Genomic DNA, 23,285 nt, shown 5'->3' with positions numbered 1-23,285 from the left:
TTAGAGGGTAAAAATGCCAGCTTTAAATGATTCTCTTAAACTTCGTAACCTGGTTATCCCCAACCGCATTTGGATGCCTCCTATGTGTATGTATTCGGCGGTAGCAACCGGTAGTGACCGGGGTAAACCGAATGATTTTCATCTTGCCCATTACAGTGCGCGCGCAGCCGGTGGGGCGGGACTGCTAATTGTTGAAGCTACCGGTGTTTGCCCTGACGGGCGGATTACCCCTTGGGATTTAGGTCTTTGGGATGACCAGCAAATCCCTGCGTTTAGTCGCCTTACTACCGCGATTAAAGCTCACGGCGCAGTTCCGGCAATCCAGTTAGCCCACGCTGGACGAAAAGCGGGAACTAACCGCCCTTGGAAACACTCGGAAGAAACCGAAGAAAGCCGGGCGGCAGAACTTGCTTCTCTAAAGTGGGTGCCGGTGGCGCCCTCGCCGATTGCTTTTCCCGGGTTAGTAACCCCGCAAGAGTTAGATAAAGCTGGGATTGGTAGCATAGTTGCCGATTTTACTTCCGCGGCAGTGCGCGCCGTCCAAGCCGGTTTTGAAGTGATTGAAATCCATGCGGCGCACGGCTATTTGCTCCACGAGTTCCTCTCTCCGCTTACTAATCAGCGTACTGATGAATACGGGGGTTGTTTTGAAAACCGGATCCGGTTACTCACTGAGGTAGTTACCTCTATTCGGCAGGCGATTGGTAAAGATATTCCCCTATTTTTGCGTCTTTCTGCCACTGACTGGGTGGAAGAAAATCAAAGAAATGAATTTGCCGGGGCGCAGCTGCCTGCCGAGCTTGAAGCAGCTGAGTCTTGGACTGTTTCGCAAACTATTGATTTAGTGCGGGTGGTAACTTCCCTGGGAGTGGATTTGATTGACTGTTCCACCGGCGGGTTGATTCCGATTACGATGGATAATAGCCGCAGCTATCAGATTGAAAAAGCGATCCGCATTAAAGAAGCTACCGGCGCTTGTGTAGCTGGTGTTGGTAGGATAACTGATCCGCTTTGGGCTGGTTCTTTGGTTTCTGCCCAGCAGTTGGATGCTGTTTTAGTGGGTCGGCAACTCCTGGCTGACCCGACTTGGCCAAATCGTGCTTTTGTGAAGTTAGGGCTTGCCCCATTTTTGCGCCCACAGTATGCGTGGGCAACTACCGTCCGGCATCTGGGTGACTGAAATTAGCTTCCCGAGGGCGTTTGGTAAACGTAGTTTTGGCGAATGCCCATCTCATCGGGGTAGGCAGCGCCCTCGGAATTAAATTGCGTAGGTAGCGCCCTCGGAATTAAATCGTGTAGGTAGCGCCCGCGGAATTAAATTGTGTAGGTAGCGCCCGCGTAGGCAACTGAAATTGCACCCGCCCACACCTGCCGAGCTTCTCTGAGGACAACTTCCGTATCTGTCCACGGTTGAATATGGGTAAGCACCATCGCCTGTGCTCCCGCATTTTTAGCCAGCTCAGCGGCGCGCGCCCCCGTTAAATGAACTCCGCGGACTTTATCAGTTTTCGTGAACCCCGCTTCGCTAAGGAGCAGCTCTACCCCCGTAGCCATTTGTTCCATGCTCTCACAGTAGTCTGTGTCCCCGGTGTACGCTAAAGTCACTCGATGGGAAGCGTCTCCTTCAGAGGGGCCTTCTACTCTGAAACCGAAAGATTCCACGGTATGCCACCCCTCGTATGGAGTGATCCGCAGCGGCCCGATTTCAAAGGTTTCTCCCGCCTGCAAAATCAGGGGTTTAAACTCTGTCTCATAGTTTTCTGTTTCGTCTGCGCCGTCTATCCCGCGGACTCTTTCCATTAGGTTAGATGGGCCGCCCAATAGAACTGGCCCCAGGCCACCTTCAGGATGCCACCGCCGGTAAACGTGTAGGGAAATCACGTCAGCCATATGGTCGGCGTGCAGGTGAGAAAATACCACGGCATCTATTTTCCGCGGATCAACGTAACGCCACAACTGTCCAAAAGAGCCGGGGCCTAAATCGAAAACAACGTTAAATTCTCGGTCTTCACCAGTTTCTGGGCAGATTCCGCGTCCTTGCACCAGGTAGCAAGAAGCTGCTGAATAGGGGCCGGACATTGAGCCGGTGCAACCAACTACGGTAAGTTTCATCTTGAAATCTCCATCTGGTGCACGTCTCCAACTATTGGCCCCAGAAAACGCCGTGCCAACGGAGCAAAAGCATCCAAAGTGCCAGTTCCATAGAACCTGTGTTGTACGTTCCCTAAATCCACTCCGGAAGCAGCGATATTTTCTCTCACTAGACGCTGATAAACTTCATTTGCTGCGGACTCAGAAGAAGAAATCAAAGTTACTTCATCTCCCATATGCTGCGAAATGAGGCCGGTCAGTAGCGGATAGTGGGTGCAACCAAGTACCAGGGTATCTACTTGAGCTGCTTTAATTGGCGCTAAATATTCTTCGGCTACTTCATTTAGCTCATCTCCGGTAGTAATCCCTTTTTCTACGAATTCAACGAATCTGGGGCATGCTTGCTGTACCACGGTCAGGTCAGGAACTACTGCGAAAGCGTCTTTATAGGCTCCGGAAGTAACTGTTGCCTGGGTGGCGATCACGCCGATCCGCCGGTTTCGAGTTGCCACTACCGCAGCTTTAGAAGCTGGTTGGATAACTTCCACAACCGGTATTCCCGCGTCTACTTCGTATCTTTCTCTTGCGTCTCTGAGGACGGCAGCTGAAGCAGTGTTACAGGCGATTACCAGCATTTTCACGTCGCGCGAAGCCAGCTCATCCATCACCCCGAGGACCATTTCTCGCACCGTCGCGATAGGTTTATTTCCGTAGGGAGTATTGGCGGTATCCCCAACGTAAAGGATTTCTTCTTGTGGGAGTTTGTCAATGATTGCGCGCGCTACAGTTAATCCGCCTAAGCCCGAATCGAAAATCCCAATTGGCTGGTTTGACATACTTCAAGCCTAACCGCATTAGAGGGTGGAATTAACCTTCTCTAATAGTGAATCTTGCCACCAAGACACTACCAGGTAAGCTAAGGACAGTACCGATTCCAACGCATTTTCCGCATTTAAAGTGGAGTCTTCATCCATAATCAGACTGGCTTGTTCAACTAAATATACTTCATCTAATTCCACCAGCTCAGGATTTCCTCCCAGTTCGCAAAGACGAACTGCTAAGAATAACCGCAGATCGTTAAAGGCACTTAACCATTCCCATACCTGCCCGTAGGGGATCTCTATTTCTGGCGCAAAATCGTTTTGAGATAATGTCTCAGCTAGTTTTTGCCTAACTTTCATTAGCCGCTGGGCTTTTTCATAGCGGAGAGTTTCTTCGGTTAAACTCCGCAGTTCAATAGCTTCATCCGGGTCGATACTCATATCGGGAAGTAGGTGACGCAGTACCGGGTCTGTGGGAGGCTGTTCAATCAAAGTATTACTACAGAGGGAAGCTAGAATATCCATTCCTCCGACGGGAGGATCTAAGGTAAGAATCAAAGAGGAAGTGAAGTGAATGATAAGTTCAGAAAAATCTTGCCGCACCGTTAGCAGATAGGGTTCTTGAGTTTCCAAAGTGCTGTCTATTTCAAATTCAAAGTGCAATTTTCACCTCCTTAGGCTGCTACGCGTTTTCTACTGGTTCAATAGTTGCTCGCAATCCGAAGCCGTGCATGGCAAGCACATCGGCTTCCATTCTTTCTTTAGCTCCTTGGGAAACTTGAGCGCTTCCTTCTACGTGTACGCGCATCATCAGCGCGTGCGCATTTGCCTGCGAATACCCAAAGTGACGCATGAACACGGTTTCTACATATTGCATGGTGTTAATTGGGTCGTTCCACACAATTGTTGCCCAGTTCGGAGCGGAAAACCGGTTGGTTTCTAAGGAGCTTTCAACTTTCTGCGCTTCTTGCATCGCAACTTTCATACTTATAAGGTTATGAGAAAATCTCGTTGGATGGAGTGTTTTGAAGTATCCTCATATTATGATTTCTTCAAATTCAACCGCATTCCTGACGGATATGTATGAACTGACTATGGTTGATGCCGCTTTAAAAGCGGGCACTGCTCACCGAAAAACTGTTTTTGAACTTTTCGGACGCCGTTTACCAGCGACCCGCCGTTTCGGGGTAGTTGCTGGCACCGGCCGTTTTTTAGAAGCCTTACAGCGTTTTCATTTTTCTTCCGAACAGCTCCGTTGGTTAAGTGATAAGAAAATTGTTTCTGCGCCAACTATCAAATATTTAGAAAACTTTGAGTTTAAGGGTGACATTTCTGGCTACGCTGAGGGGGAATGTTACTTCGCAGGCTCTCCGATTTTAACGGTTAAGGGAACTTTCGCAGAAACAGTTTTAATTGAAACTTTAGCTCTGTCGATTCTTAATCATGACTGTGCGGTAGCTTCTGCTGCTTCCCGAATGACGATTGCAGCTCACGGACGCCCCTGCCTGGATATGGGAGCGCGCCGCACTCACGAAAGAGCTGCCGTGTCAGCGGCTCGTTCTGCGGTGATCGGCGGGTTTGTGGGGACTTCTGATTTAGAAGCGGGGATTCGTTACGATATTCCTACGATTGGGACTTCCGCTCACGCATTCACTTTACTTCACGACAGTGAAGCAGATGCGTTCCGTGTGCAGGTTGATGCTTTAGGCACTTCCACTACCTTGCTGGTTGATACTTACGATATTTCCGAGGGCGTTGCCCGAGCCGTGCAGATTGCTCGTAAAGCCGGTGGTGAGTTAGGCGCTGTTCGCCTTGATTCTGGCGATTTAGTTGCCCAGGCTTTCAAGGTTCGCGGACAGTTAGACGCATTGGGAGCAACTGGCACAAAGATCACTGTTACGTCTGATCTGGATGAATACGCGATTGCTGCTTTGGGGGCGGCGCCGGTAGATTCCTATGGTGTGGGGACGCGTTTAGTCACTGGTTCAGGTGTTCCTACGGCGGCTTTAGTGTATAAGATGGTCGAACGTGAAGATACCAATGGCAATTGGATTGACGTTGCGAAAAAGTCTGCTTCTAAGTCCACTGTTGGGGGCGAAAAATATGCTGGACGGGTCTTAGGCGAGTCTGGTTATGCTCTGGAAGAACTGCTGGTTGTGAACTGTTCTGCGGCGGAAGCTAAAGAAGTCTTAGCGGCTCATAATGCGCGTCCGCTCCAGATTTCTTACGTCTCTAACGGGGTGATTGATCCGAAGTTTGTGGGGGCTGAGATTGTGCAAACTGCGGCTGCTCACCATGTGAAGGCGCGTAATGAGTTGCCTTATCAGGCGTGGCGTCTTTCTGAAGGAGATGCGGCTGTACCTACTCGTTACTTGGATATGCAGCAGCAATCCAAGTAAATACTGTGACAGCAGCCCGGGTAAATGCTGCAGCAATCCAGGTAAGACTGCCTTGAAAATTAAGTTTTGCTGGGAAGAAAGATCTTTCTTCCCAGCAAAACTTATATTTATCTGAATTTAATGATTTCTTTGACTATTTCTGGCCAAGTTTAACTTTAACTTCAGTTTCCTCTCCGCTGCGGACCAGTTTTAGGGTAACTTCGTCCCCGGGACGGTAGCGTCTGACATATCCGGTAAGTGATCTGCCGGAAGTTACTTGATTACCGTCTACATAGATGATTACGTCACCAACTTTTAGACCAGCTATTTCAGCTGCAGAGCCAGGCACAATCTGTTTAATTTCAGCTCCGAAACGGCTTTCTGAAGCGGTAGTTCCTACCCCGTTAGTGATAGATACACCCAGTTGCGCGTGGGCAACGGTACCGGTTTCGATAATCTGAGTTACTACGTTCCGTACCAGGTCAATGGGAATAGCAAACCCCAGTCCAATCGAACCAGCTTCTTCACCGCGGCTTCGATTTGAAGCAATAGAGGAGTTAATTCCAATCACTCGGCCAGTGGAATCAAAGAGAGGGCCACCGGAATTTCCAGGGTTGATTGAAGCATCTACTTGAATCGCGTTAGTAATGATTGGTTCAGCAACTGTTTTTTGATCCTGAGGTTGGTCACCAAACCCGGGTGCGCCAGGATTTACACCGGCAACTGCCACGGGACGGTTTAACGCAGAGATAATTCCCGTGGTGACAGTATCAGATAGTCCCAGTGGAGAGCCTACTGCCATTACTGGTTGCCCAATTTGTAGGTCATGAGAACTTCCCAGGTTTCCAGAGACCAAGTCAGCTGGAGGAGATTTAAGTTTAATAACTGCCAAGTCAGTGCTTTTATCAGAGCCAATAACTTCAGCGTGGTAGAGCCTACCATCTGAGAGCACTACGTTAATCGAATGTTCGCCTTCTGCCCCGTCAATTACGTGATAGTTGGTAACAATATGTCCTTGATTATCCCAAATCACTCCAGAGCCAGTTGAACCTCCACCGGCGGTGCTAACGGTTAAAGATACCGTTGCGGGACGCACCGCATTTGCAACTGCTTCCCAGTCGGGAGCTTCCCCAACATTTTCAACTACTTTCGCGATTGGCCCATCAGTTTGTGGTTCCAGTAAGTTTGTTTGCGAGCGCGCGTGAGAACTGAATCGGGTTGTAGTTATTCCGCTGAGAAACAGTATAACTACCGTGAGAATTGCGGTCAGTAGCATGGAAAGGAAAAGAGCTCCCCAGCCTGGTCCGCGCCTTACTACCAGCGCAGTGGGAGCCGGAACTGGCCGATACGCCGTAGCTTGGCTTGGTTGCGGGTAGCTGGGCGGAATCGGCGCAGCTGGTTGAAATTCCTCTGCAGGTTGCGCGGGAACAGGTTCGCCTGGTTGCTGACTATTCCAGTTAGACATAAGCCTCCTATCAGACGGGCAAAAAGATACTTTTCTATTTTGCGTCTAAGGATATTCTTTTGTCTTGTTGAAACTATGCTTTTATTTGCTTCCAAAATAAAGTTTAGAAAGCAAACAGCCGCCTGATTTGCTCAGAAATCTTACTATGGTCGCAAACTAGATGGATAATTCTTCCGCCCTTAACTTCTGTTTCACTTAATAGCGTCTGCATTTTCACCTGTTGTTCGGAGGAGCTTAATCCCGCTACTTGGTGATACTGCCAGCCGTAGCCATCAGCTAATGCCTGGTAGTTTACTTTTTGTCCCATCGCAAAATACTTTTCATAAAGTTCCTCAGAGGCAGCTTTTCCGTGTTCTAAAGAGGCAAAGATACGCCCTCCGCCGTCATCTAAAACTACAATGTCAATTTCTGGACAGTCCTCTGCCCACCCGTTTAATAGCGAGGAAGCATCATGCAAAAAGGTAATATCACCAATGAAAACGACTGTGCGAATCGCGTCCAAGCGACCTGCTTTTTCAGCAGTTTGTGCTTTCCAAAAAGTGTGTACTCCGCGAGCGAAAGCGATAGTTCCGTCAATCCCAGCTTGCCCGCGGTTAGCGAATATTTCTCCGTGTTTAGAAGAGGTATCGGCAATTAAATCTAGGTAGCGGATTGCGTTTGAAGCTCCGGCGATAAGGGGGTTTGCTCCCAGCGTGTCCCAAATGATTTGGGCGGCGCGCAACCCATCGGCTAATACCAGTTCTTTACCGATTTTCCGCACGTAGGTGATTGCTTGGTCCCGCCAGTTTTGCGCCCAAGTGGTGGCTTCTTCACTTAGTTTCGGCAGTTCAATACGCCGGTCGGTGACGTATTTTGCGTTGGCGGTTAAATCCGGGTAGTCGGCGGGTTCAGCCACAACAATTGTGGGGATTTTATCTTGGTTGATAAGCGCTGTGAGGGGGCGGGATAAGGTGGGTCTGCCGATGACGATAAGCTGTTCGATTTGGTCTGCGTATTTGGTGACCATTTGCTGTTGGCAGGGGGCGCTGAGCCCGGCAGAGAACGGGGTGGTTCCGGGTTCGGCTAGGATTAAGTAGCCTTTTTCCAGGTATTCTTCCCATTGCCAGCCCATTGCCGCGCGGTGTTCGCCGACTATGAGGGCGGTTTTGAGTTGGGGATTAAGCAGGTGCGGGGGGCAGGGTTGCGAGGGCGTAGGTGGAACTGGTTTTGCCAGTTTAATCGCAGGTTCCCCGCCGGTACTGCTGGTAGGGGAAGTTTCCCCACCCGTACTGCTGGTAAGGGAAGTTTCCCCGTTTAGGATTGCGGTGGTGGCGGTGAATAACTGTCGGATTAGTTGTTCACCGTGTGTTTCTGTTTCTGTGGGGGTTAGTGGTTCTCTCAGGGCTACGTTGAGGTGAGCGGGGCCTCTTTGGGCGCCCTCGGTTTGCCAGCAGCGGGCTAAATGCCGCAGTTGATTGAGAACTTTTCGGGCTGGTAAAGCTAGGGGTATCTGGGGGTTTGTGGGCAGTTCCAGTTTGGCGGGTAAATCTATAGTGCGGCGGACGAAGTGACTGAAAATCCCAATTTGTTGGGTGGTTTGAGAAGCCCCTACTCCGCGCATTTCATAGGGACGGTCGGCGGAGATAATTAAAAGTGGGGTTTGCGTGTGGTGTGCTTCCATTACGGCGGGGAGAGTGTGGGCCACGGCGGTTCCCGATGTCATAATTACCGCTACCGGCTGGTCGGTGGCTTTAGCGATTCCCAGGGCGAAGAATCCGGCGCTGCGTTCATCTATTTTTGGATAGACTTTCACGGTGGGGTCGGCAGTTTCTAAATCTGCCAGCGCGTATGCGAAGGGGGCACATCGAGATCCCGGACAGTAGATGAAGTGGCGGACTCCCAGTGTAGCTAAGAATGTGAGTAGGTAGCGTGTATCCGTCACTGAGTTACCTGTGGTCTGCGCGGGTGCGGCGGTGTTCATGGAATAGTCTCCCCCTTAAAGTTCAGTAATAGTTTACCGCGTTCACCATTTGTTCTAAGCGTAGTTTCCACGCGGTTATGCGTTCATTGATGGGGTTGGGGCGTTCCGCATTTTGAGCTGACTGCCATAAAACTTGAGGTTCTTCCCAGGTGAGGAATCCGCCGCGGGGTATTAGGGGTGTTTCTACCACGTCGGAGGTAAACATTCGCGCGGTACCTAATCCGCAGGCAAAAGGCAGGGACGGTAGGCTAGCAGCTAAGCGTAGTCCGCTGGCAATTCCCACTGAGGAATCTAAGGCTGAGGAAACTACTGCCGGTAGGCCTGCTTCTTCTACTACTTCCACAACACGGCGAATTCCTGCCATAGGTTGGAGTTTCACGATCAGCAGGTCAGCTGCTTGGGCGCGGGCAACTGCTAAAGGATCGCTTGCGCGGCGCACTGACTCATCTGCGGCGATGGGAACGTTGCAGCGGCGCCGAACTTGCGCAAGTTCTTCAACTGTTGCGCAGGGTTGTTCTACGTATTCTAAACCGCCAGCGGCTTTTCCTAAAAGGTTTATTGCTTCAACTGCTTCTGCCTCGTTCCACGCTGCATTTGCGTCAATGCGGATTTTTCCGCGCCCTCCTAAGTTTTCTCTTACCGCTGCAAGACGGGAGGCATCTTCTGCCAAAGTCACTCCGGGGTCAGCGACTTTCACTTTTGCGGTTACCGCTTGTGCCGGGTCAGTTACTGTAGAGAGAAACTCTTGCACAATTTCTGCTGCTCTATCAGGTGAAACCACGGGAATGGTTACATTTATGGGGATTTCGTTGCGGTAGGTGGGTAGGCTGCGAGTGTCGGTTGCCTGTTCTAACCCTGCTGCCAGCCAGTGGGCGGATTCTTCACTGTCATAATCCCAAAAGGGGGAGACTTCCGCCCACCCTGCCGGCCCGTGTAATAGTAGGCCCTCCCGCTGGGTGACTTTGCGGAATTTGTTTTTTAACGGCAGAGTGAAAAAAGCGATGCGGTCAATCTGCGTTAAAGCAGCTTGGACGGGTGTGCTTAGCTCAGTTTTCTCAACTGCAAATAGTGTCTGCATGCTTCCTCTATTCTGCTGGTAAACCAGGTACTCTGTAAATATGTTTATTATTGCTCTTTTACTTAGTGTTGGCGCGGGAATAGCCGCTTGGTATCTGCGTCAGGATACTCCTGCTGCGAGAGCTTGGGAATCTAATAACGGAATAATCGATGCGCGGTTTGCTTTCGTGTTTCTCCCGGCTTTTTCCATGGCTCTACTTGGGTTAGCTCTGCTTTCAATAGGCGGACTGTCCCGTGAGATTCCTTGGATTTACTGGTCACTTTCTACTTTCGGTGGCTTATTGGCACTGGTCGGATTAGGCGGTTGTGTTGCGGGATTATTCGGTAAGAAAATCCCTTTATTTCTGCAACCTGCTTGGTATCGCAACCGCAATCGCGGTGCGCGGCGGTAGCATCACATGCCCAGTTGCTTCCCTTTGGGTGGTTAGTTCAAATCCGCTTACCCCAGCTAACTGCACAGATTTGTCTGAGTGATTTAGGTAAAAGCGTACGTTCCCTCTTTGGGTGACTTCTACCCCCGCGGGAAGATCCACCGCAGTGGGGCTGATACGCGCGTAGGCACAAACTACTTCCAAAAGGGCTGCTTTACCGACCTCGTCTAAATCAGTGGCCACATACCAGGCGGCGCCTTTAGTTTCTTTCCCCACTTGGCGGCGGGTGATTGCCGGCCACCCTGCCAGGTCATTTCCGCCCTGCCCACTGAATTGGGCGATTACTTCAACTTCATCATTTAGCCAAGTCGGCAAGGTAGTTTCAGAAGCAGGTTGGGTGGCTACCACGTATTCCCCCCACTCAAAGCCGGTTATCCGCGGCGTCGGTTTACCAATTTTTTCGAGGGCGCGTTGCAAAGGCGCAAAATCAGTATCCAGGTAGATTTGCCTGTCCGCTCCCGGTATACCAACCGCGCTGGAAATGTGATTTACCCGCGGATCGGGTTTTGGATAGGGAAGACTAACGCCGTTTTCTGAGGAGAGCTGGGAATACTCACTGGCGTTTATACGATGATCAGTAACTTTTACGCCTAAGAGATTTTTCAGCGACCCCAAGTAGCCACCCAGAATGGCTTTAAGCGTGCAGTCCACTACCCCAGTTTCTTTTGTAACGATAATCTGCGCGCCCGCTGCGGCTGCTTTTTCTAAATGCTGGGCCAGTTCGGGGTAGTCGATGAAAATATCTGGAACGATGATTACTTGGTAACGGTTCGGGTTTTGTTTTAGCAGTTGTCGCACGGCCACTACGTCCGCAGGGAGGTTCTTTTCCCACAGGGCTTTATGCCACGCGCGCGCCGCCGCATAGTTTAACGGAGTTTCTTTTGGGCCAACGCTTAGGTGGCGTGCCCGAGCACTATCTGCGTCAGTAAGTACAGCAATTGAGTGAGATGTAAATTCTTCACTCACTGCATTTAGCTGCTGAAGTACCTGTCCGGTTAGGGCTGTTTCCTCCCAGAAGAAGGAGCTTTTCCCGCTGTGATTTACCATCGCTGAATGGAAAGTTTCTGCTCCTCCGGGGCTTTGTCTCCATTGGAATTGGAGGATTCCGTTGGCGCCGTGGGCAACCCGGGAAAGTGACCATAAGAGGTGTTGTCCAGGGCGTTTAGGAGTATTCTTTTTGCGCCATTGGACGGCTGCGGTGGTTTGTTCCATTAGGATAAAAGGTTGATCACCGGCATATCCGCGCATAAGGGCGGAGTTGAAAGCAACCTGATGTCCTGCTGCTGGGTTTGCTGGGTCTGGGTAGTCGTCGTCACTAATTAGGTCTAGATGTTCTGCCCATTTTGCATAGTCCAGGGCGGGGAATTCGCCCATAAAGTTTGTGGTGATCGGACGGTTTGGACTGTGGCGACGGATTATTTCAGCTTCGGTGAGGAAGTTTCTTAAAAGCTGTTCGTCAGCGAACCGGTAGTAGTCCAGTTCATGGGCGGGGTTAGTGAAAGTTGCGGTAGTGCGCGGAGGTAGGATTTGGGTGAAGTCCGTGTAAGTGTTTGACCAAAATGCGCCCACCCAGGCAGAGTTTAAGTTTTCGATAGTTTCGTATTGTTCGCGTAACCATTTTTGGAAGTTTATAGCGCAGTTGTCGCAGTAGCATCGCAAGGTGTGGCAAGCGTATTCATTATTGACGTGCCACATGGTGACGGCCGGGTGATTACCGAAAGTTTCGGCGAGTTTTTCGACTAGTTTTTTAGCTGCCTGGCGGTAGGTGGGGTTGGTGGGACAGTGTTCTTGCCGGCTTCCAAAAGTTAGTCTCACTCCGCTTTTAGTCACTGCAGTTGCGGTTGGATCAGTGTTGAATAACCAGGCGGGGGCTGCAGCAGTGGGAGTTGCCAGGTCTACTTGAATTCCTTTTTGGTGGCATTCGTCTAAGATTTCTCTTAGCCAAGCAAAGTCATAGTTTCCGCTACTTGGTTCTAGTTTTGCCCAGCTGAAAATGCCTACGGACATGAGGTTTACTTTAAGTTCTTGCATGAGTTGGAAATCTTCAGTGAGAGTTTCGGGTGTCCACTGTTCGGGATTCCAGTCCCCACCGTAGGCAAGGGTGTTTTCACGGAAGAATGAGTGGGAGGGAAATTTCTCTGACCAAGTCATGTAGAGTCCTTTAGCGGCTTTGTTGGGGAGATTTGAGATTAATTTTAGTTGATATTTGGGGTTTCACCAGTTTGGAATTCCGTTACACACGCACGCACATTTTTTCATTTACGTGGGTTTAAAACGAATTTAATCCCAGTTAGTTGAACATTTGCAGGAAATTAATTGTTTTTCCTATACAATAAATCCTAACGGGGAAAACACCGAATACAATTGTATTCATTACATAATGAAGTGTGTCCCGTCTCAGATTCACAGTGTAGCGAATCTGCAATCTAATGTACGCATAAGCGTTAATCAATGAAAAGGAGTCCTCTTATGTGGGCTGATCTAACAATGGGCCAGATTTTCCTGGCTGAATTTGCGGGAACCGCAATGCTACTACTTCTCGGTGGAGGCGTTGTTGCTAACAACATCCTGCCAAAGAACAAAGGTAACGGAACCGGCTTCCTGCACGTAAACTTCGGCTGGGGTATTGCAGTTTGGATGGGTGTCATTGTTGCTTTCAAGACCGGCGGACACCTGAACCCAGCGGTTACTCTTGGGTTAGTAGCGAAAATGCTCGTAGCAGGCGAAAGCGTTAACTTTGCTCAGATTATGGTTGCAATCCTAGCTCAATTCGCTGGCGCATTCCTCGGTGCAGTACTGACTTGGCTGGCCTACCGCAAGCAGTTCGACCTATCCGACAACCAGGGTGCAAAACTCGGTGTATTCTCAACTGGCCCAGAAGATCGCGACTACTTCTGGAACATGATCACTGAAGCCATCGGCACTTTCGTACTTCTGTTCGTAATCGTTACCGCTGGCCTAATTGGTGGCAACCCAGAAGTTTCCAACCCAGTTCTTGGCTGGCTCGCTCCAATGGGCGTTGCCTTCCTGATCGTTGGGATCGGTGCTTCCCTCGGTGGCCCAACCGGCTACGCAATCAACCCAGCTCGTGACTTGGCACCTCGTATTGCTCACGCGGTTCTACCTATCAAGGGTAAGGGTGGCTCTGACTGGGGTTACTCTTGGGTTCCAGTAGTTGGCCCACTGGTTGGTGGCGTCCTCGGCGCCCTTGCCGGCGGACTTATGGTAGGCGCATTCTAAGCCTCCCATAACTAAAACAACCTATATGGGGTGTGGAGAAATCTCCACACCCCATATTTTATGGAACTATTATTTCTTTAGAAATAGTAAGGGAAAGATGACCAGTCTGGTTTTCTTCTTTCAACAAACGCATCTCTACCTTCTTGGGCTTCTTCCGTCATATAGGCTAAACGGGTTGCTTCTCCCGCAAATACCTGCTGCCCAGCTAAACCATCGTCAGCTAAGTTGAAAGCAAACTTCAACATTCGGATTGCCTGCGGTGATTTAGTAGCCACAATCCTAGCGTATTCTAAAGCCGTTTCTTCCAGCTGAGCGTGTGGAACTGCCTCATTTACCACTCCCCACTGCTGGGCGTCAGCTGCAGAATATTCTCTGGCTAAAAAGAAAATCTCTCGCGCCCGCTTATCCCCCACTTGGCGTGCCAAAAGTGCTGAACCATAGCCGGCGTCAAAAGAACCCACATTAGCGTCAGTTTGCATAAAACGCGCGTGCTCTATAGAAGCAACTGACAGGTCACACACCACGTTCAAGGAATGTCCCCCACCTGCTGCCCAGCCAGATACCGCTGCGATTACTACTTTCGGCATGGTGCGGATCAGACGTTGGACTTCAAGAATATGTAACCGGCCTGCCCGGGCAGGATCAATGGTTTCTCGACGCGCTGAAGCTGCTGCGTCCTCACCTAAATCAGTATCTTCGTAACGGTAACCGTCTTTACCGCGGATCCGCTGATCACCACCGGAACAAAAACCGTAGCCTCCATCTTTTGGAGAAGGCCCATTCCCGGTAATAATCACCGCAGCTACATCTGGTGTCATCCGCGCATGATCTAAACAACGGTACAGTTCATCAACTGTGTGCGGGCGGAAAGCATTTCGTAAAATCGGACGGTCAAAAGCAATTCGAACTACCGGCAGATCTTCCCCAACTGCTTTACCATCTATGTCTTTTCCGCGTGAGATCCCCCGGTGGTAGGTAATGTCAGTTAAAGAAAAACCGGAAACTTCCCGCCAGCGGGAAGCGTCAAAAGTATCGGATACAAAAGGTAATACGCTCATACCTACCATTCTAGTAGTTATGAGCGTATTACTGTTATTGTCTTAAGGATCAGTAGTGAACCACTACCGGGTCACCCATCTGTGACCAGTCGTAGATGAACTTCGCGTGTACGCTGGGGGTATTCACACAGCCGTGTGAACCACCTGCTGAGTGCCCTAAACCAAAGTAAGCGCGCCAAGGTGCCCCGTGAATCGCGTAGCCACCGTGGAAGTAAGTCACCCAAGGTACGCCTTTAGTTAAGTAAGGTGACCCGTCGATGTTGGTGCCGCGCATATCCTGCACATTGTATTTCAAGTAAACGGCGAACTTACCAGTTATCGTGGGGGTTTCTGGCGCGCCCGGAACAATCTGGTTTGTATGGTAAACCGGTGTTGAACCCTCATAGGCGGTCATTGTTAAGTTAGAGAGGTTAATGTCGATCCAACGTTCCCCGGGGGCTGCCTGGTAGGCTAAGCCTTCTGCCCCGTCAGCGATTAAACGGGTTTCCACCGGTTGGGGAACTTTATCGTAGGTGAATTCTCCGCGGAATTCTTTCCCTGCTTTTAGAGCTTCAACAGTTTGATTAGCAACTGCTTCAGCGTTGTTTACGTTCCACCCGGGTTTTCCTTCGGTAGCTACCTGTACCACTGCACCCTTGCTATTGACATTGTGCAAAGCTGGTTCTGGGAGGGAGTTAGTTTCCACTGACAAGTCCATTACGTACTTATGCACTTTAGCTTCGTCATAGTGGGGTTCTACAGTTTTTCCGTCTGCGTCAGTGAAGCTAAGCAAAGTGGCTTTTTTCGCCACGGGAACTTCAATGTCATAGTTACCTTCAAAGAAAGCAAGTTTCAGATTAGCCAGTTCTACAGCTTTAGTTTTGTAGGCGTTTACCTGTTCATCAGTAACATCTGGTTCTTGAGAAACGATTTTCGCTTTAACTGGGGCTTCGTCAAGAGTAGCCAGTTTGGCTTTCACCTGAGTCAGCAGATCAGCTTTATCTACTACTTCGCCGGTAACACCTGGGATAGCTTTAAATTCGCCGACTTCAGCGTCATATTCTAATTTTGCGTTTTGCCGTGGTTTAGCTAGTTTTTCTTCTAATCCGTCTGCAAATTGATTCAGTTTAGCTTCATCAACTTTTTTCACGATCATCAGATCGCGGGGAGCAAAGTAGGCGATAAAACGATTCCAAAGAGTTTGGTTCGCAGAAAAAACACTATCAACTGTGGCAGCTACGTCAGTAGTAATGCCCAGTTCTTCGTATTTGGCTTGAATTTTTTCGCTACCAACTTCAAAGACCAGTTCTTTACCTGCAGAAGTGTCAGCGATTAATTTTTCAACTTCTGCCTGCTTCATCCCTGAAATATCTTTTCCTTGGAGGGTTACTGCAGGAAGTACACGATCCTCATAGTAAACTCCGTACGCAACCATGGAGCTACCCAAAGTTAGCCCTAAAACAGCTGCAACACCCACAGCTACTTTCATTCCACGTTTGAAACGTTTCTTTTCTGGCGCTGCGCTTACATTCTCTGTTGCATTTGTAAGATCGTCTACTGTGTCCATGCTTTCCCTTTTAGGTTCACCGTCCAGGTATTTTCCCCTGAAAATTCGGTGAAATTTTCGATTGGCTTAGACCTGGCTTCTATATTCTTCCTAATTATATGTGAATTAGCTTAAAAGAGGCAGATACTCTGGTTGTGCTTTTGCTCAAATTTCTAACTTCTTTTACTCGTTTTTAAACTTCTCAGCAGTTTTATTTCTATTTGCACGATTACGCGGTCACGCCCCTGTCCCCCACACTATTTATTAAAGACATATAAAATGAAGAATGTACCTATTTTAAGGAGTCATTTGTGACCGTTCCTGCTTTAGCCCCAGAGTTAATGCTAGTTCCGGGGGGAACTTCAGCTTTAGCTATTACTCGTACTTATTCTGCTATTCATAAACTCTGGGAGTTTTTTGAAAGAGAAGAAAAGACAGGTCAAAAACGCGGTCGGTGGATTGTGGTTGCGCCCCGGCCAGTAGCGGAGTGTTATCCGCCGGTAATCGCGCAAAGTACCGCAGAGTTAGAGCAACGTTTGCGCCGCCTACCCGCTGAAGTAGACGTGATTGTGGAGACTTCTGGTTCTACTACCGGCCAGCCGCGGTTAGTGGGGTTGTCTTATGGTGCTTTAGTTGCTTCAGCCCGTGCCACCCATGAGGCTTTGGGAGGCCCCGGCCGGTGGATTGTGGCTTTGCCGGTTCATCATATTGCGGGTTTAATGACTTTGGTGCGGTGCTGTGTGGCAGAGGCTTCTCCGATTATTGCTGAGTTGGATGCGGGTTTTGATGCTGATGCTTTAACGCGAGCGTGCCGGTCAATGTTTTCTGGTGGTGGGGTGCGTTCTGATTTGCGCGCTTACCTGGCGATAGTGCCTAAGCAGTTAGCTGCCGCGTTGGATGCGGGCGGTGAGCTGTTGGATTATTTGCGTCGTTTGGACGCGATTTTGGTTGGGGGCACGCAGGTTCCTCGCCAACTGTTGCAGGTTGCTCGCGAAGCTGGTTTGCGGGTACACACCAGTTATGGCATGACTGAAACTTCTGGTGGAGTAGTTTACGATGGGGTGCCGCTGCCAGGGGTTGAGGTTATTGCCGCGGAAAACGGGTGTGCATTAATCCATTCCCCGTCTTTACTGGTTGATTATTTAGATGGTGAAGCGGGAGCGGATTTCATTTGGCAAGGTGAGAAAAAATTCTTACGCACTGCGGATCAGATTATTTCCGAGGGCGGAATTGTTCAGGTACTTGGTAGAGCCGATGACGTTATTATTTCAGGCGGTTTGAATATTTCTCCGGCAGTTGTCGCTGACGCTCTTTTAGATGTAACTGAGCTAACTGAAGTTGCGGTCGTTGGGGTGGCTGATGATACTTGGGGGCAGTTGGTTGCAGCTGTAGTTGTTGCACCTGGGGTTAGTTCTGCTTCGAAGTGGCGGGACTTAGTGGGTGAAGTTTTGGGGCGTGAGTTTGCTCCGCAAGCATTTTTAGCGGTTGCAGCATTGCCGCTCACGGATTTGGGGAAACCGAACCGGAGTGTTTTAGTGGAGTTAGTTAAGGAACAGTTGGGGTTACCAGTGGCTCAACGAAGCGCGAATTTTTGGGTGAAGCCAGTTGTTAAGGAGGAACTGTGAGCGAGTTAAACAGACAGGTGTCTTTGCAAGATTGGTTAGAGGGTGCTCGTTTACGGACACTTCCAGCGGCAGTGGCTCCGGTTTTAATTGGGATTGGGGCTGCCGATCGGTTAGGTGGGTTGCATTGGGGACTGTCTGTTTTAGCGTTGTTAGTGGCTTTAGCGTTGCAGATTGGTGTTAATTTTTCCAATGACTACTCTGATGGTATTCGCGGTACTGACGATGCGCGTTCTGGGCCACTGCGTTTAACGGCATCTGGTTTGGTGAGTCCAAAAACTGTTTTATTTGTGGCCTTAGCTTGTTTTGCTTTTGCCGGTTTAACCGGTTTAGTAATTTTATTTATTTCTGGTCAGTGGGTTCTTTTACTACCGGGGGTTTTAGCGGTAGTTGCGGCTTGGTTTTACACTGGCGGTAAAACTCCTTACGGGTATGCGGGGGTTGGCTTATCTGAGCTTTTCGTGTTCGTCTTTTTTGGTTTAATGGCTACAGTTGGCACTACCTGGGTGCAGGTGCAGCAAGCACCACTTTGGTTGTGGCTGGCAGCTTCTGGGGTGGGTTTCTTATCGGTCGCCCTGTTATTCATTAACAATATTCGTGATATTCCAACTGATTCGCAGGTAGGTAAACGTACTGTCGCGGTTCGTTTAGGTGATCGTGTTTCTCGTTTAGTTTGTCAGGGTCTGATTGGGGCGGGGCTTTTATTAGGTCTACTTTCTTTACCGCTTTCCTTACCGTTGGCTTTTTATTGGGTGAGTTTCTTGCTTTTTGGCTCTGTTTTTATTTTGCTGGTGCAAAATACGCTGCCTTCTATAGTGGGAGCTGGTTTACTTCCTGCGCTTCGTAATTTGGGGGTAACTACGTTGCTTTTCGGTTTTGTCATCAGTTTAGGGTATTTCCTCAGCTAGCTTGCTGTTAGTCTGGTTCTTATAGCTTTGAGGAGGTTTTGTGCCACGAGTTTTGTTTTTGATTTTTTCGGTAGCTATTACCATTTTTGCGGTGGCTGAGATTGCTTCAACCCGTCCTGATCGTTTTCCTTCTGGCCAGTTTCCCGGAGGTATTCCGAAGGCTTATTGGATTTTATTTTCAATAATTCTTCCTCCTTTTGGTGGTTTAGCGTGGCTGGTGATTTCTCGTGTCCAGTTGGCTGATGAGAATGGGTTTTCTTTAGGGGAGATTTTCCAAGGTAAAAAACGTGCTTCACGTTCTGCGTCTCATGGTGACCCGGTTGCTCCTGATGATGATCCAGAGTTTTTGTGGAAGTTGGAAAAGGAACTGTATAAGCGGCGGAAGGAAGCTCGGGCTGCGTCGGAGCAGACGGATGCTGCTGCTAGCGGTGAATTGCAGATTCCAAAATTAGATTCGCAGGACAGTAACTCTGATGAGCAGGACAGTAAATCTAAAGATAAGGGGGAAGGGCATGCAGACGACGATTCATCTGATGCGGCACGGTGAGGTTGCTAATCCTGAGCGGGTTCTTTACGGGCGGTTGCCGGGGTTCGAGCTTTCTGCTTTAGGGCATAAAATGGCTTTTGCTTCTGCGCAGGGTTTGCGTAAAGAGGAAGCTGATTTGGCTTTAATTGCGGCTTCTCCCCTGCTGCGCACGCAGCAAACAGCTTTGCCTGCTGCTTTAGAGTATGATTTACCGGTTACGGCGGATGCTCGCCTGGTAGAAGCATGGAATCATTTCGAGGGCGCAGATATTGCCTCTAATTGGAAACAAGCATTACGCCCAGAACATTGGAGCCAGTTTCTGAATCCTTTTAGGCCTTCTTGGGGTGAACCTTATGTGCAGATTTTGGCGCGGATGCGCTCTGTCATCGCTGACACTCTAGAGGTTGCTTATGGGAGGGAAGCTCTTTTGGTTTCCCATCAGCTTCCCATTTGGGTGGTGCGTTCTTGGGTTGAGGGCTGGCCGTTGGCACATTTGCCGTACCAGCGTGAATGTTCTTTAGCGTCAATTACTTCTTTAGTTTTTGACGACTACACGCTGGTGGGTTGTTACTATTGGGAACCTGCTGGGCATTTACTTAAGCATGCGGCAGATTTAGTTCCGGGAACTTCAGAAGCGCAGAATTTGCAGTAGCTTGTTTTAGATGAGAGGTTTTGTCTCTCATTTAAGGTAAGTAACTGTAAACGTTAAAAGCCCCGCATTGCGGGGCTTTTAATCACTTCTTGTTACGACGCTGGTGACGAGTCTTACGAAGCAACTTGCGGTGCTTCTTCTTCGCCATACGCTTGCGACGTTTCTTAATAACGGAGCCCATTTTGCCCCTCCTTAACGATGTTTCCTGGACATTTACCAGCCAAATATGCACTTTATAGAGTAAGTGCATGATTTGTCAAACTTATGCAGTTTAACCTGCGCCAAAAACTAGTTTAACTCAAAAAAGCTGATTAAAGGTAGCTGGGAACGACCTTTAGTAAGTAACATAATATAAGTAACCTTAGTATCTTAAAACAGTTCAGTTAAAGGACAGATTGTGAAGTTCCCTCTTCCCTTTTCACGCAACAAGAACGTTGTGTTTCGTCCTGATAGGCTTCCTCCTTTAAAAGCCACTGAACAATCTGTTACCCCCAGCAGTCGCCCTCGGACGGAAAATACTCTAATTGCCCGCCTCCGCCAAGCTGCTGACTACTATGCGCGCACTTATCCGGCGCGTGTTGCGGTGGGAATTTTCGCAACTATTATCGCGATTGTAACCGGGTTGCTGAGCCTACCGATTGCCACTACCAGCGGGCAGCGCGCCCCGTTTGCTGATGCCCTTTTCACGGCAACTTCTGCTGTTTGTGTCACTGGTTTAGTAACTGTTGATACGGCCAGCTACTGGTCTCCGTTTGGGCAGGTAGTTCTTGCTATCGCGATTTCTATCGGTGGTTTAGGGGTGATGACTTTAGCTTCTGCTTTAGGTCTGGCAGTTTCTCATCATTTGGGTTTAACGCAGCGTCTTTTGGCTGCTTCTGAAACGAAAACTTCTTCTTTAGGGCAGTTGGGTTCACTTTTGAAAGCCGTGGTGGTCACGGCTTTGACAGTAGATTTTCTTCTCTTTTTGGTGCTTTTGCCCAGGTTCCTCACTTTAGAAAATGATTTTGCGCATTCTGTGTGGTACGCCTTATTTACGGCGATTTCGATTTTCAACAATGCTGGTTTCATTATTCTGCCTGGTGGTTTAGCTCCGTTTACTTCTGATATTTGGATGATTACCCCGATTATTTTGGGAACTTTCCTGGGGGCTATTGGCTTCCCCGTGATGCGTGATCTTTCAGCAAATTGGCGGACACCGAAACGGCTTTCGTTACATACCAAACTAACTTTGGTGGTGTATTTTGCTCTCTATATTGTGAACGTGATTTTAGTGGGAGCTTCCGAATGGCAAAATGAAGCGACTTTCGGGAAACTTTCGGTTCTGGATCGGGTCATGCATAGTTTATTGGCTGGTGCGAATTCTCGTACTTCCGGTATTTCTATTGTTGATATGAGTGAGATGACTCGCGGAACTTGGTTTATCCAAGACATTTTCATGTTTATTGGGGGTGGTTCTGCGTCTACTGCTGGGGGTATGAAGGTAACTACTTTCGCAATTTTAGCTTTGGCTGTTTTAGCTGAAGCGCGTGGGGATCGTGATATTGAAGTGTTTGGACGCCGTATTCCTCCTTCCACGGTGAGAGTTGCCATTGCAGTTACCTTGATTGGTTCTTTTATTGTTGCGGCTGCAACTTTGGTGATGTTACTTATTACGCCTTTTTCTTTAGATCAGGCGCTTTTTGAAACTATTTCAGCATTTGCCACAGTCGGGTTATCTACCGGAATTACGCCGTTGCTTCCGGATGGTGCTAAATATTTGCTGACGTTGCTGATGTTCTTAGGCAGAGTGGGGACAATGACTTTCGCAGCTGCTTTGGCTTTGCGTTCTCGGCGTAGAGTGATACGTCTTCCAGAAGAATCACCAATTGTTGGGTAGAATCATTCTAGTTATTCATGTTTTTAAGGGGGCTTCCTAATGGCTGAGTCGGATTGGCAGTCATCGTCCGGTACGCTGGTGATCGGTTTAGGTCGGTTTGGTTCTGCTGTGGCCTCTACTTTAGATCGACTGGGTAGAGAGACTTTAGCGGTAGAAAAGAATCCCGCTAAAATCCAACAGTTCACGGGGCGGATTCCGCTGGTTGAAGCGGACGCTTCGAATGCGGAAGCGTTGGAGCAGCTTGGTGCCAGAGACTTTTCTGCAGCTGTGGTTTCGGTGGGGTCTTCTTTAGAAGCCTCTGTGTTGATTACCGCGAACTTAGTGGATATTGGTATGCCGTCTATTTGGGCTAAAGCAACTTCCAGAGAGCATGGGCGGATTTTGCGTCGGATTGGCGCTCATCACGTGGTTTATCCAGAGTTTGATGCGGGACAGCGTACTGCCCATTTAGTTTCAGGTCGCATGTTGGACTATATCGAAATGGATAAGCAAGGATTTGCGATTATGAAAATGCGTCCACCAAAAGAATTCCAGGGCTTTACGTTAGCCCAGTCGGATATTCGCGCTCGCTACGGGGTGAATGTGCTCGGGGTTTTGAAACCTGGGTTGGGTTTTGCTTATGCTTCGGCAGATACGCGTATTGATAAGGAAGATATTATTATCGTTTCCGGTGACGGCGCTCTATTAGAGTACTTTGCAAATCGTCCGTAACATTCTTTATTGCCGTCTAACTATTTTTTAGTGGACTGAGGTTTCTGCTATTGCAGTCTTGGGTTTCAGATTCTACTAGGTGATTTAATTAATAATCGGCGTGATGAAATATCAAATGTTTCATCACGCCGATTATTGCTTTGTTAAGTATTTTTAGATTCAGCTCTCTTTACGCTGGGTACGCATTAGCGTAATTCCAGCGAATAGAGTCAGAATGCTAAAGATTGCCAACAAGCCTGCTGAACTACCTGTTTGCGGCAGAGTAGCTTTCTTTCCTGGCTTCACTGCAATCGCGCTCTTACCAGGTTGTTCCTTATTAGGCTCTTTAACTTTTGGCTGTTCAGGAGCAACTGGATCAGTTACCTTTGGCTGTTCCGGTGCAACTGGATCAGTTACCTTGCAATCTAAAGTCGCTTTATCAACTAAAGTAATCTTCTTAGGATCACCAATCTTAATAAACCGATCAGACTTACCAACAGCCAACTTCAACGCAGTATCATACAAAGCCGGAGCATAAGCATTCTCCGCATCAAAGTAATACATCTGCACCTGCAGTTCCTTACCATAAGGAACAGCATAGTTAGGATAAGCAGCCTGCAAATCAGCAAGCGTCAAAGTACCAGCAGCACTCAACTTCTCCCGCAATTCCTGCTTCAAAGAAATCGACTGACCATCAACAGTAGCTACAAAACGAACATTAGCAGCAACCTTACCAGTAACCTTCAACTGATTATCCTCAGCCACCTTATTAACACACTGCGCAGGAACCAAATCAAACTTCGCTTCCACCACAGGAGCAGTCGCAATCCGAGGATCACAATCTAAAGTCGCTTTATCAACTAAAGTAATCTTCTTAGGATCACCAATCTTAATAAACCGATCAGACTTACCAACAGCCAACTTCAACGCAGTATCATACAAAGCCGGAGCATAAGCATTCTCCG

22 protein-coding genes are annotated in these 23,285 nt (G+C 48.8%); 10 read left to right on the top strand and 12 right to left on the bottom strand.

The features are described from left to right. Positions 1–13 precede the first annotated feature (13 nt). Entirely contained in the window at positions 14–1,180 is a 1,167-nt protein-coding gene (locus tag NXS08_RS00110) for an NADH:flavin oxidoreductase/NADH oxidase (RefSeq protein WP_259136009.1), read from the top strand. Positions 1,181–1,314: 134 nt separating this feature from the next. On the opposite strand, the gene NXS08_RS00105 is transcribed toward NXS08_RS00110, so the two are convergent. From NXS08_RS00105 to clpS, 4 genes are read right to left on the bottom strand one after another with little or no spacing between them, the layout of a single operon-like run. After that, complete coding sequence (locus NXS08_RS00105; RefSeq protein ID WP_259136008.1) at positions 1,315–2,112, bottom strand: MBL fold metallo-hydrolase; 798 nt, start codon at positions 2,110–2,112, stop codon at positions 1,315–1,317. Beyond that, positions 2,109–2,927 (bottom strand): glutamate racemase, encoded by an 819-nt coding sequence (gene murI, locus NXS08_RS00100; RefSeq protein WP_259136007.1) that lies wholly within the window; start codon positions 2,925–2,927, stop codon positions 2,109–2,111. The genes NXS08_RS00105 and murI overlap by 4 nt, the downstream gene beginning before the upstream one ends. An 18-nt stretch (positions 2,928–2,945) precedes the next feature. Beyond that, complete coding sequence (locus NXS08_RS00095) at positions 2,946–3,575, bottom strand: DUF2017 domain-containing protein (protein WP_259136005.1); 630 nt, start codon at positions 3,573–3,575, stop codon at positions 2,946–2,948. A 19-nt stretch (positions 3,576–3,594) separates the two neighbouring features. Continuing rightward, entirely contained in the window at positions 3,595–3,885 is a 291-nt protein-coding gene (clpS, locus tag NXS08_RS00090; protein ID WP_259137318.1) for an ATP-dependent Clp protease adapter ClpS, read from the bottom strand. A gap of 70 nt (positions 3,886–3,955) precedes the next feature. On the opposite strand from clpS, the gene NXS08_RS00085 reads away from it, so the two are divergent. Beyond that, entirely contained in the window at positions 3,956–5,311 is a 1,356-nt protein-coding gene (locus tag NXS08_RS00085) for a nicotinate phosphoribosyltransferase (RefSeq protein ID WP_259136004.1), read from the top strand. A gap of 133 nt (positions 5,312–5,444) precedes the next feature. Here NXS08_RS00085 and NXS08_RS00080 read toward each other — a convergent pair whose 3' ends face one another. The 3 genes from NXS08_RS00080 to NXS08_RS00070 form a co-directional block, all read right to left on the bottom strand. Then, complete coding sequence (locus NXS08_RS00080) at positions 5,445–6,755, bottom strand: S1C family serine protease (protein WP_259136002.1); 1,311 nt, start codon at positions 6,753–6,755, stop codon at positions 5,445–5,447. 103 nt (positions 6,756–6,858) lie between these two features. Beyond that, a complete protein-coding gene (gene menD / locus NXS08_RS00075) occupies positions 6,859–8,715 on the bottom strand; it encodes a 2-succinyl-5-enolpyruvyl-6-hydroxy-3-cyclohexene-1-carboxylic-acid synthase (protein WP_259136000.1) in 1,857 nt (618 codons plus the stop codon). A gap of 22 nt (positions 8,716–8,737) precedes the next feature. Continuing rightward, positions 8,738–9,793 carry an o-succinylbenzoate synthase gene (locus NXS08_RS00070; protein WP_259135998.1) on the bottom strand — a complete coding sequence of 352 codons (1,056 nt, stop codon included), beginning with the start codon at positions 9,791–9,793 and terminating at the stop codon, positions 8,738–8,740. A gap of 40 nt (positions 9,794–9,833) precedes the next feature. Here NXS08_RS00070 and NXS08_RS00065 point away from each other — a divergent pair, with 40 nt between their 5' ends. Beyond that, entirely contained in the window at positions 9,834–10,184 is a 351-nt protein-coding gene (locus tag NXS08_RS00065) for a hypothetical protein (protein WP_259135997.1), read from the top strand. On the opposite strand, the gene NXS08_RS00060 is transcribed toward NXS08_RS00065, so the two are convergent. Then, the gene (locus tag NXS08_RS00060) at positions 10,131–12,374 is read right to left on the bottom strand and encodes a beta-galactosidase (RefSeq protein WP_259135996.1); all 2,244 of its coding nucleotides are present in this window, start codon (positions 12,372–12,374) and stop codon (positions 10,131–10,133) included. The two genes, NXS08_RS00065 and NXS08_RS00060, sit on opposite strands and share 54 nt — an antisense overlap. A gap of 318 nt (positions 12,375–12,692) precedes the next feature. Here NXS08_RS00060 and NXS08_RS00055 point away from each other — a divergent pair, with 318 nt between their 5' ends. Then, positions 12,693–13,463 (top strand): MIP/aquaporin family protein, encoded by a 771-nt coding sequence (locus tag NXS08_RS00055; RefSeq protein WP_259135994.1) that lies wholly within the window; start codon positions 12,693–12,695, stop codon positions 13,461–13,463. Positions 13,464–13,540: 77 nt separating this feature from the next. Here NXS08_RS00055 and NXS08_RS00050 read toward each other — a convergent pair whose 3' ends face one another. Continuing rightward, positions 13,541–14,521 (bottom strand): 1,4-dihydroxy-2-naphthoyl-CoA synthase, encoded by a 981-nt coding sequence (locus tag NXS08_RS00050; RefSeq protein ID WP_259135993.1) that lies wholly within the window; start codon positions 14,519–14,521, stop codon positions 13,541–13,543. Between the two features lie 49 nt (positions 14,522–14,570). Next, positions 14,571–16,067: a L,D-transpeptidase family protein gene (locus NXS08_RS00045; protein ID WP_259135992.1), complete on the bottom strand. Its 1,497-nt coding sequence runs from the start codon at positions 16,065–16,067 to the stop codon at positions 14,571–14,573. A gap of 290 nt (positions 16,068–16,357) precedes the next feature. Here NXS08_RS00045 and NXS08_RS00040 point away from each other — a divergent pair, with 290 nt between their 5' ends. The 4 genes from NXS08_RS00040 to NXS08_RS00025 are packed head-to-tail and all read left to right on the top strand — an operon-like array spanning position 16,358 to position 19,754. Further along, positions 16,358–17,671, top strand: a complete 1,314-nt coding sequence (locus tag NXS08_RS00040) for an AMP-binding protein (RefSeq protein WP_259135991.1) — start codon at positions 16,358–16,360, stop codon at positions 17,669–17,671. Then, positions 17,668–18,576, top strand: coding sequence for a 1,4-dihydroxy-2-naphthoate polyprenyltransferase (locus NXS08_RS00035; RefSeq protein ID WP_259135989.1), 909 nt, complete (start codon positions 17,668–17,670; stop codon positions 18,574–18,576). Before NXS08_RS00040 ends, NXS08_RS00035 begins: the two co-directional genes overlap by 4 nt. A 40-nt stretch (positions 18,577–18,616) precedes the next feature. Beyond that, positions 18,617–19,123: a PLD nuclease N-terminal domain-containing protein gene (locus NXS08_RS00030; protein ID WP_259135988.1), complete on the top strand. Its 507-nt coding sequence runs from the start codon at positions 18,617–18,619 to the stop codon at positions 19,121–19,123. After that, positions 19,089–19,754, top strand: a complete 666-nt coding sequence (locus tag NXS08_RS00025; protein ID WP_259135986.1) for a histidine phosphatase family protein — start codon at positions 19,089–19,091, stop codon at positions 19,752–19,754. Before NXS08_RS00030 ends, NXS08_RS00025 begins: the two co-directional genes overlap by 35 nt. A gap of 82 nt (positions 19,755–19,836) precedes the next feature. On the opposite strand, the gene NXS08_RS00020 is transcribed toward NXS08_RS00025, so the two are convergent. Beyond that, positions 19,837–19,935, bottom strand: a complete 99-nt coding sequence (locus tag NXS08_RS00020; RefSeq protein WP_003792170.1) for a 30S ribosomal protein bS22 — start codon at positions 19,933–19,935, stop codon at positions 19,837–19,839. Between the two features lie 255 nt (positions 19,936–20,190). Between NXS08_RS00020 and NXS08_RS00015 the strand changes: the two genes are divergently transcribed. After that, entirely contained in the window at positions 20,191–21,630 is a 1,440-nt protein-coding gene (locus NXS08_RS00015; protein ID WP_259135985.1) for a TrkH family potassium uptake protein, read from the top strand. A 39-nt stretch (positions 21,631–21,669) separates the two neighbouring features. Then, on the top strand, positions 21,670–22,341 hold the full coding sequence (locus tag NXS08_RS00010; protein ID WP_259135984.1) for a TrkA family potassium uptake protein: 672 nt from the start codon (positions 21,670–21,672) through the stop codon (positions 22,339–22,341). Between the two features lie 159 nt (positions 22,342–22,500). On the opposite strand, the gene NXS08_RS00005 is transcribed toward NXS08_RS00010, so the two are convergent. Further along, a partial coding sequence (locus NXS08_RS00005; protein ID WP_259135983.1) for an LPXTG cell wall anchor domain-containing protein occupies positions 22,501–23,285 on the bottom strand: 785 nt, incomplete at its 5' end.

It is taken from the genome of Gleimia sp. 6138-11-ORH1, assembly GCF_024814355.1.
Lineage (GTDB): Bacteria > Actinomycetota > Actinomycetes > Actinomycetales > Actinomycetaceae > Gleimia.
Note: the sequence above shows the minus strand (reverse complement) of the source record. Positions and strands in the feature narration are given on the sequence as shown.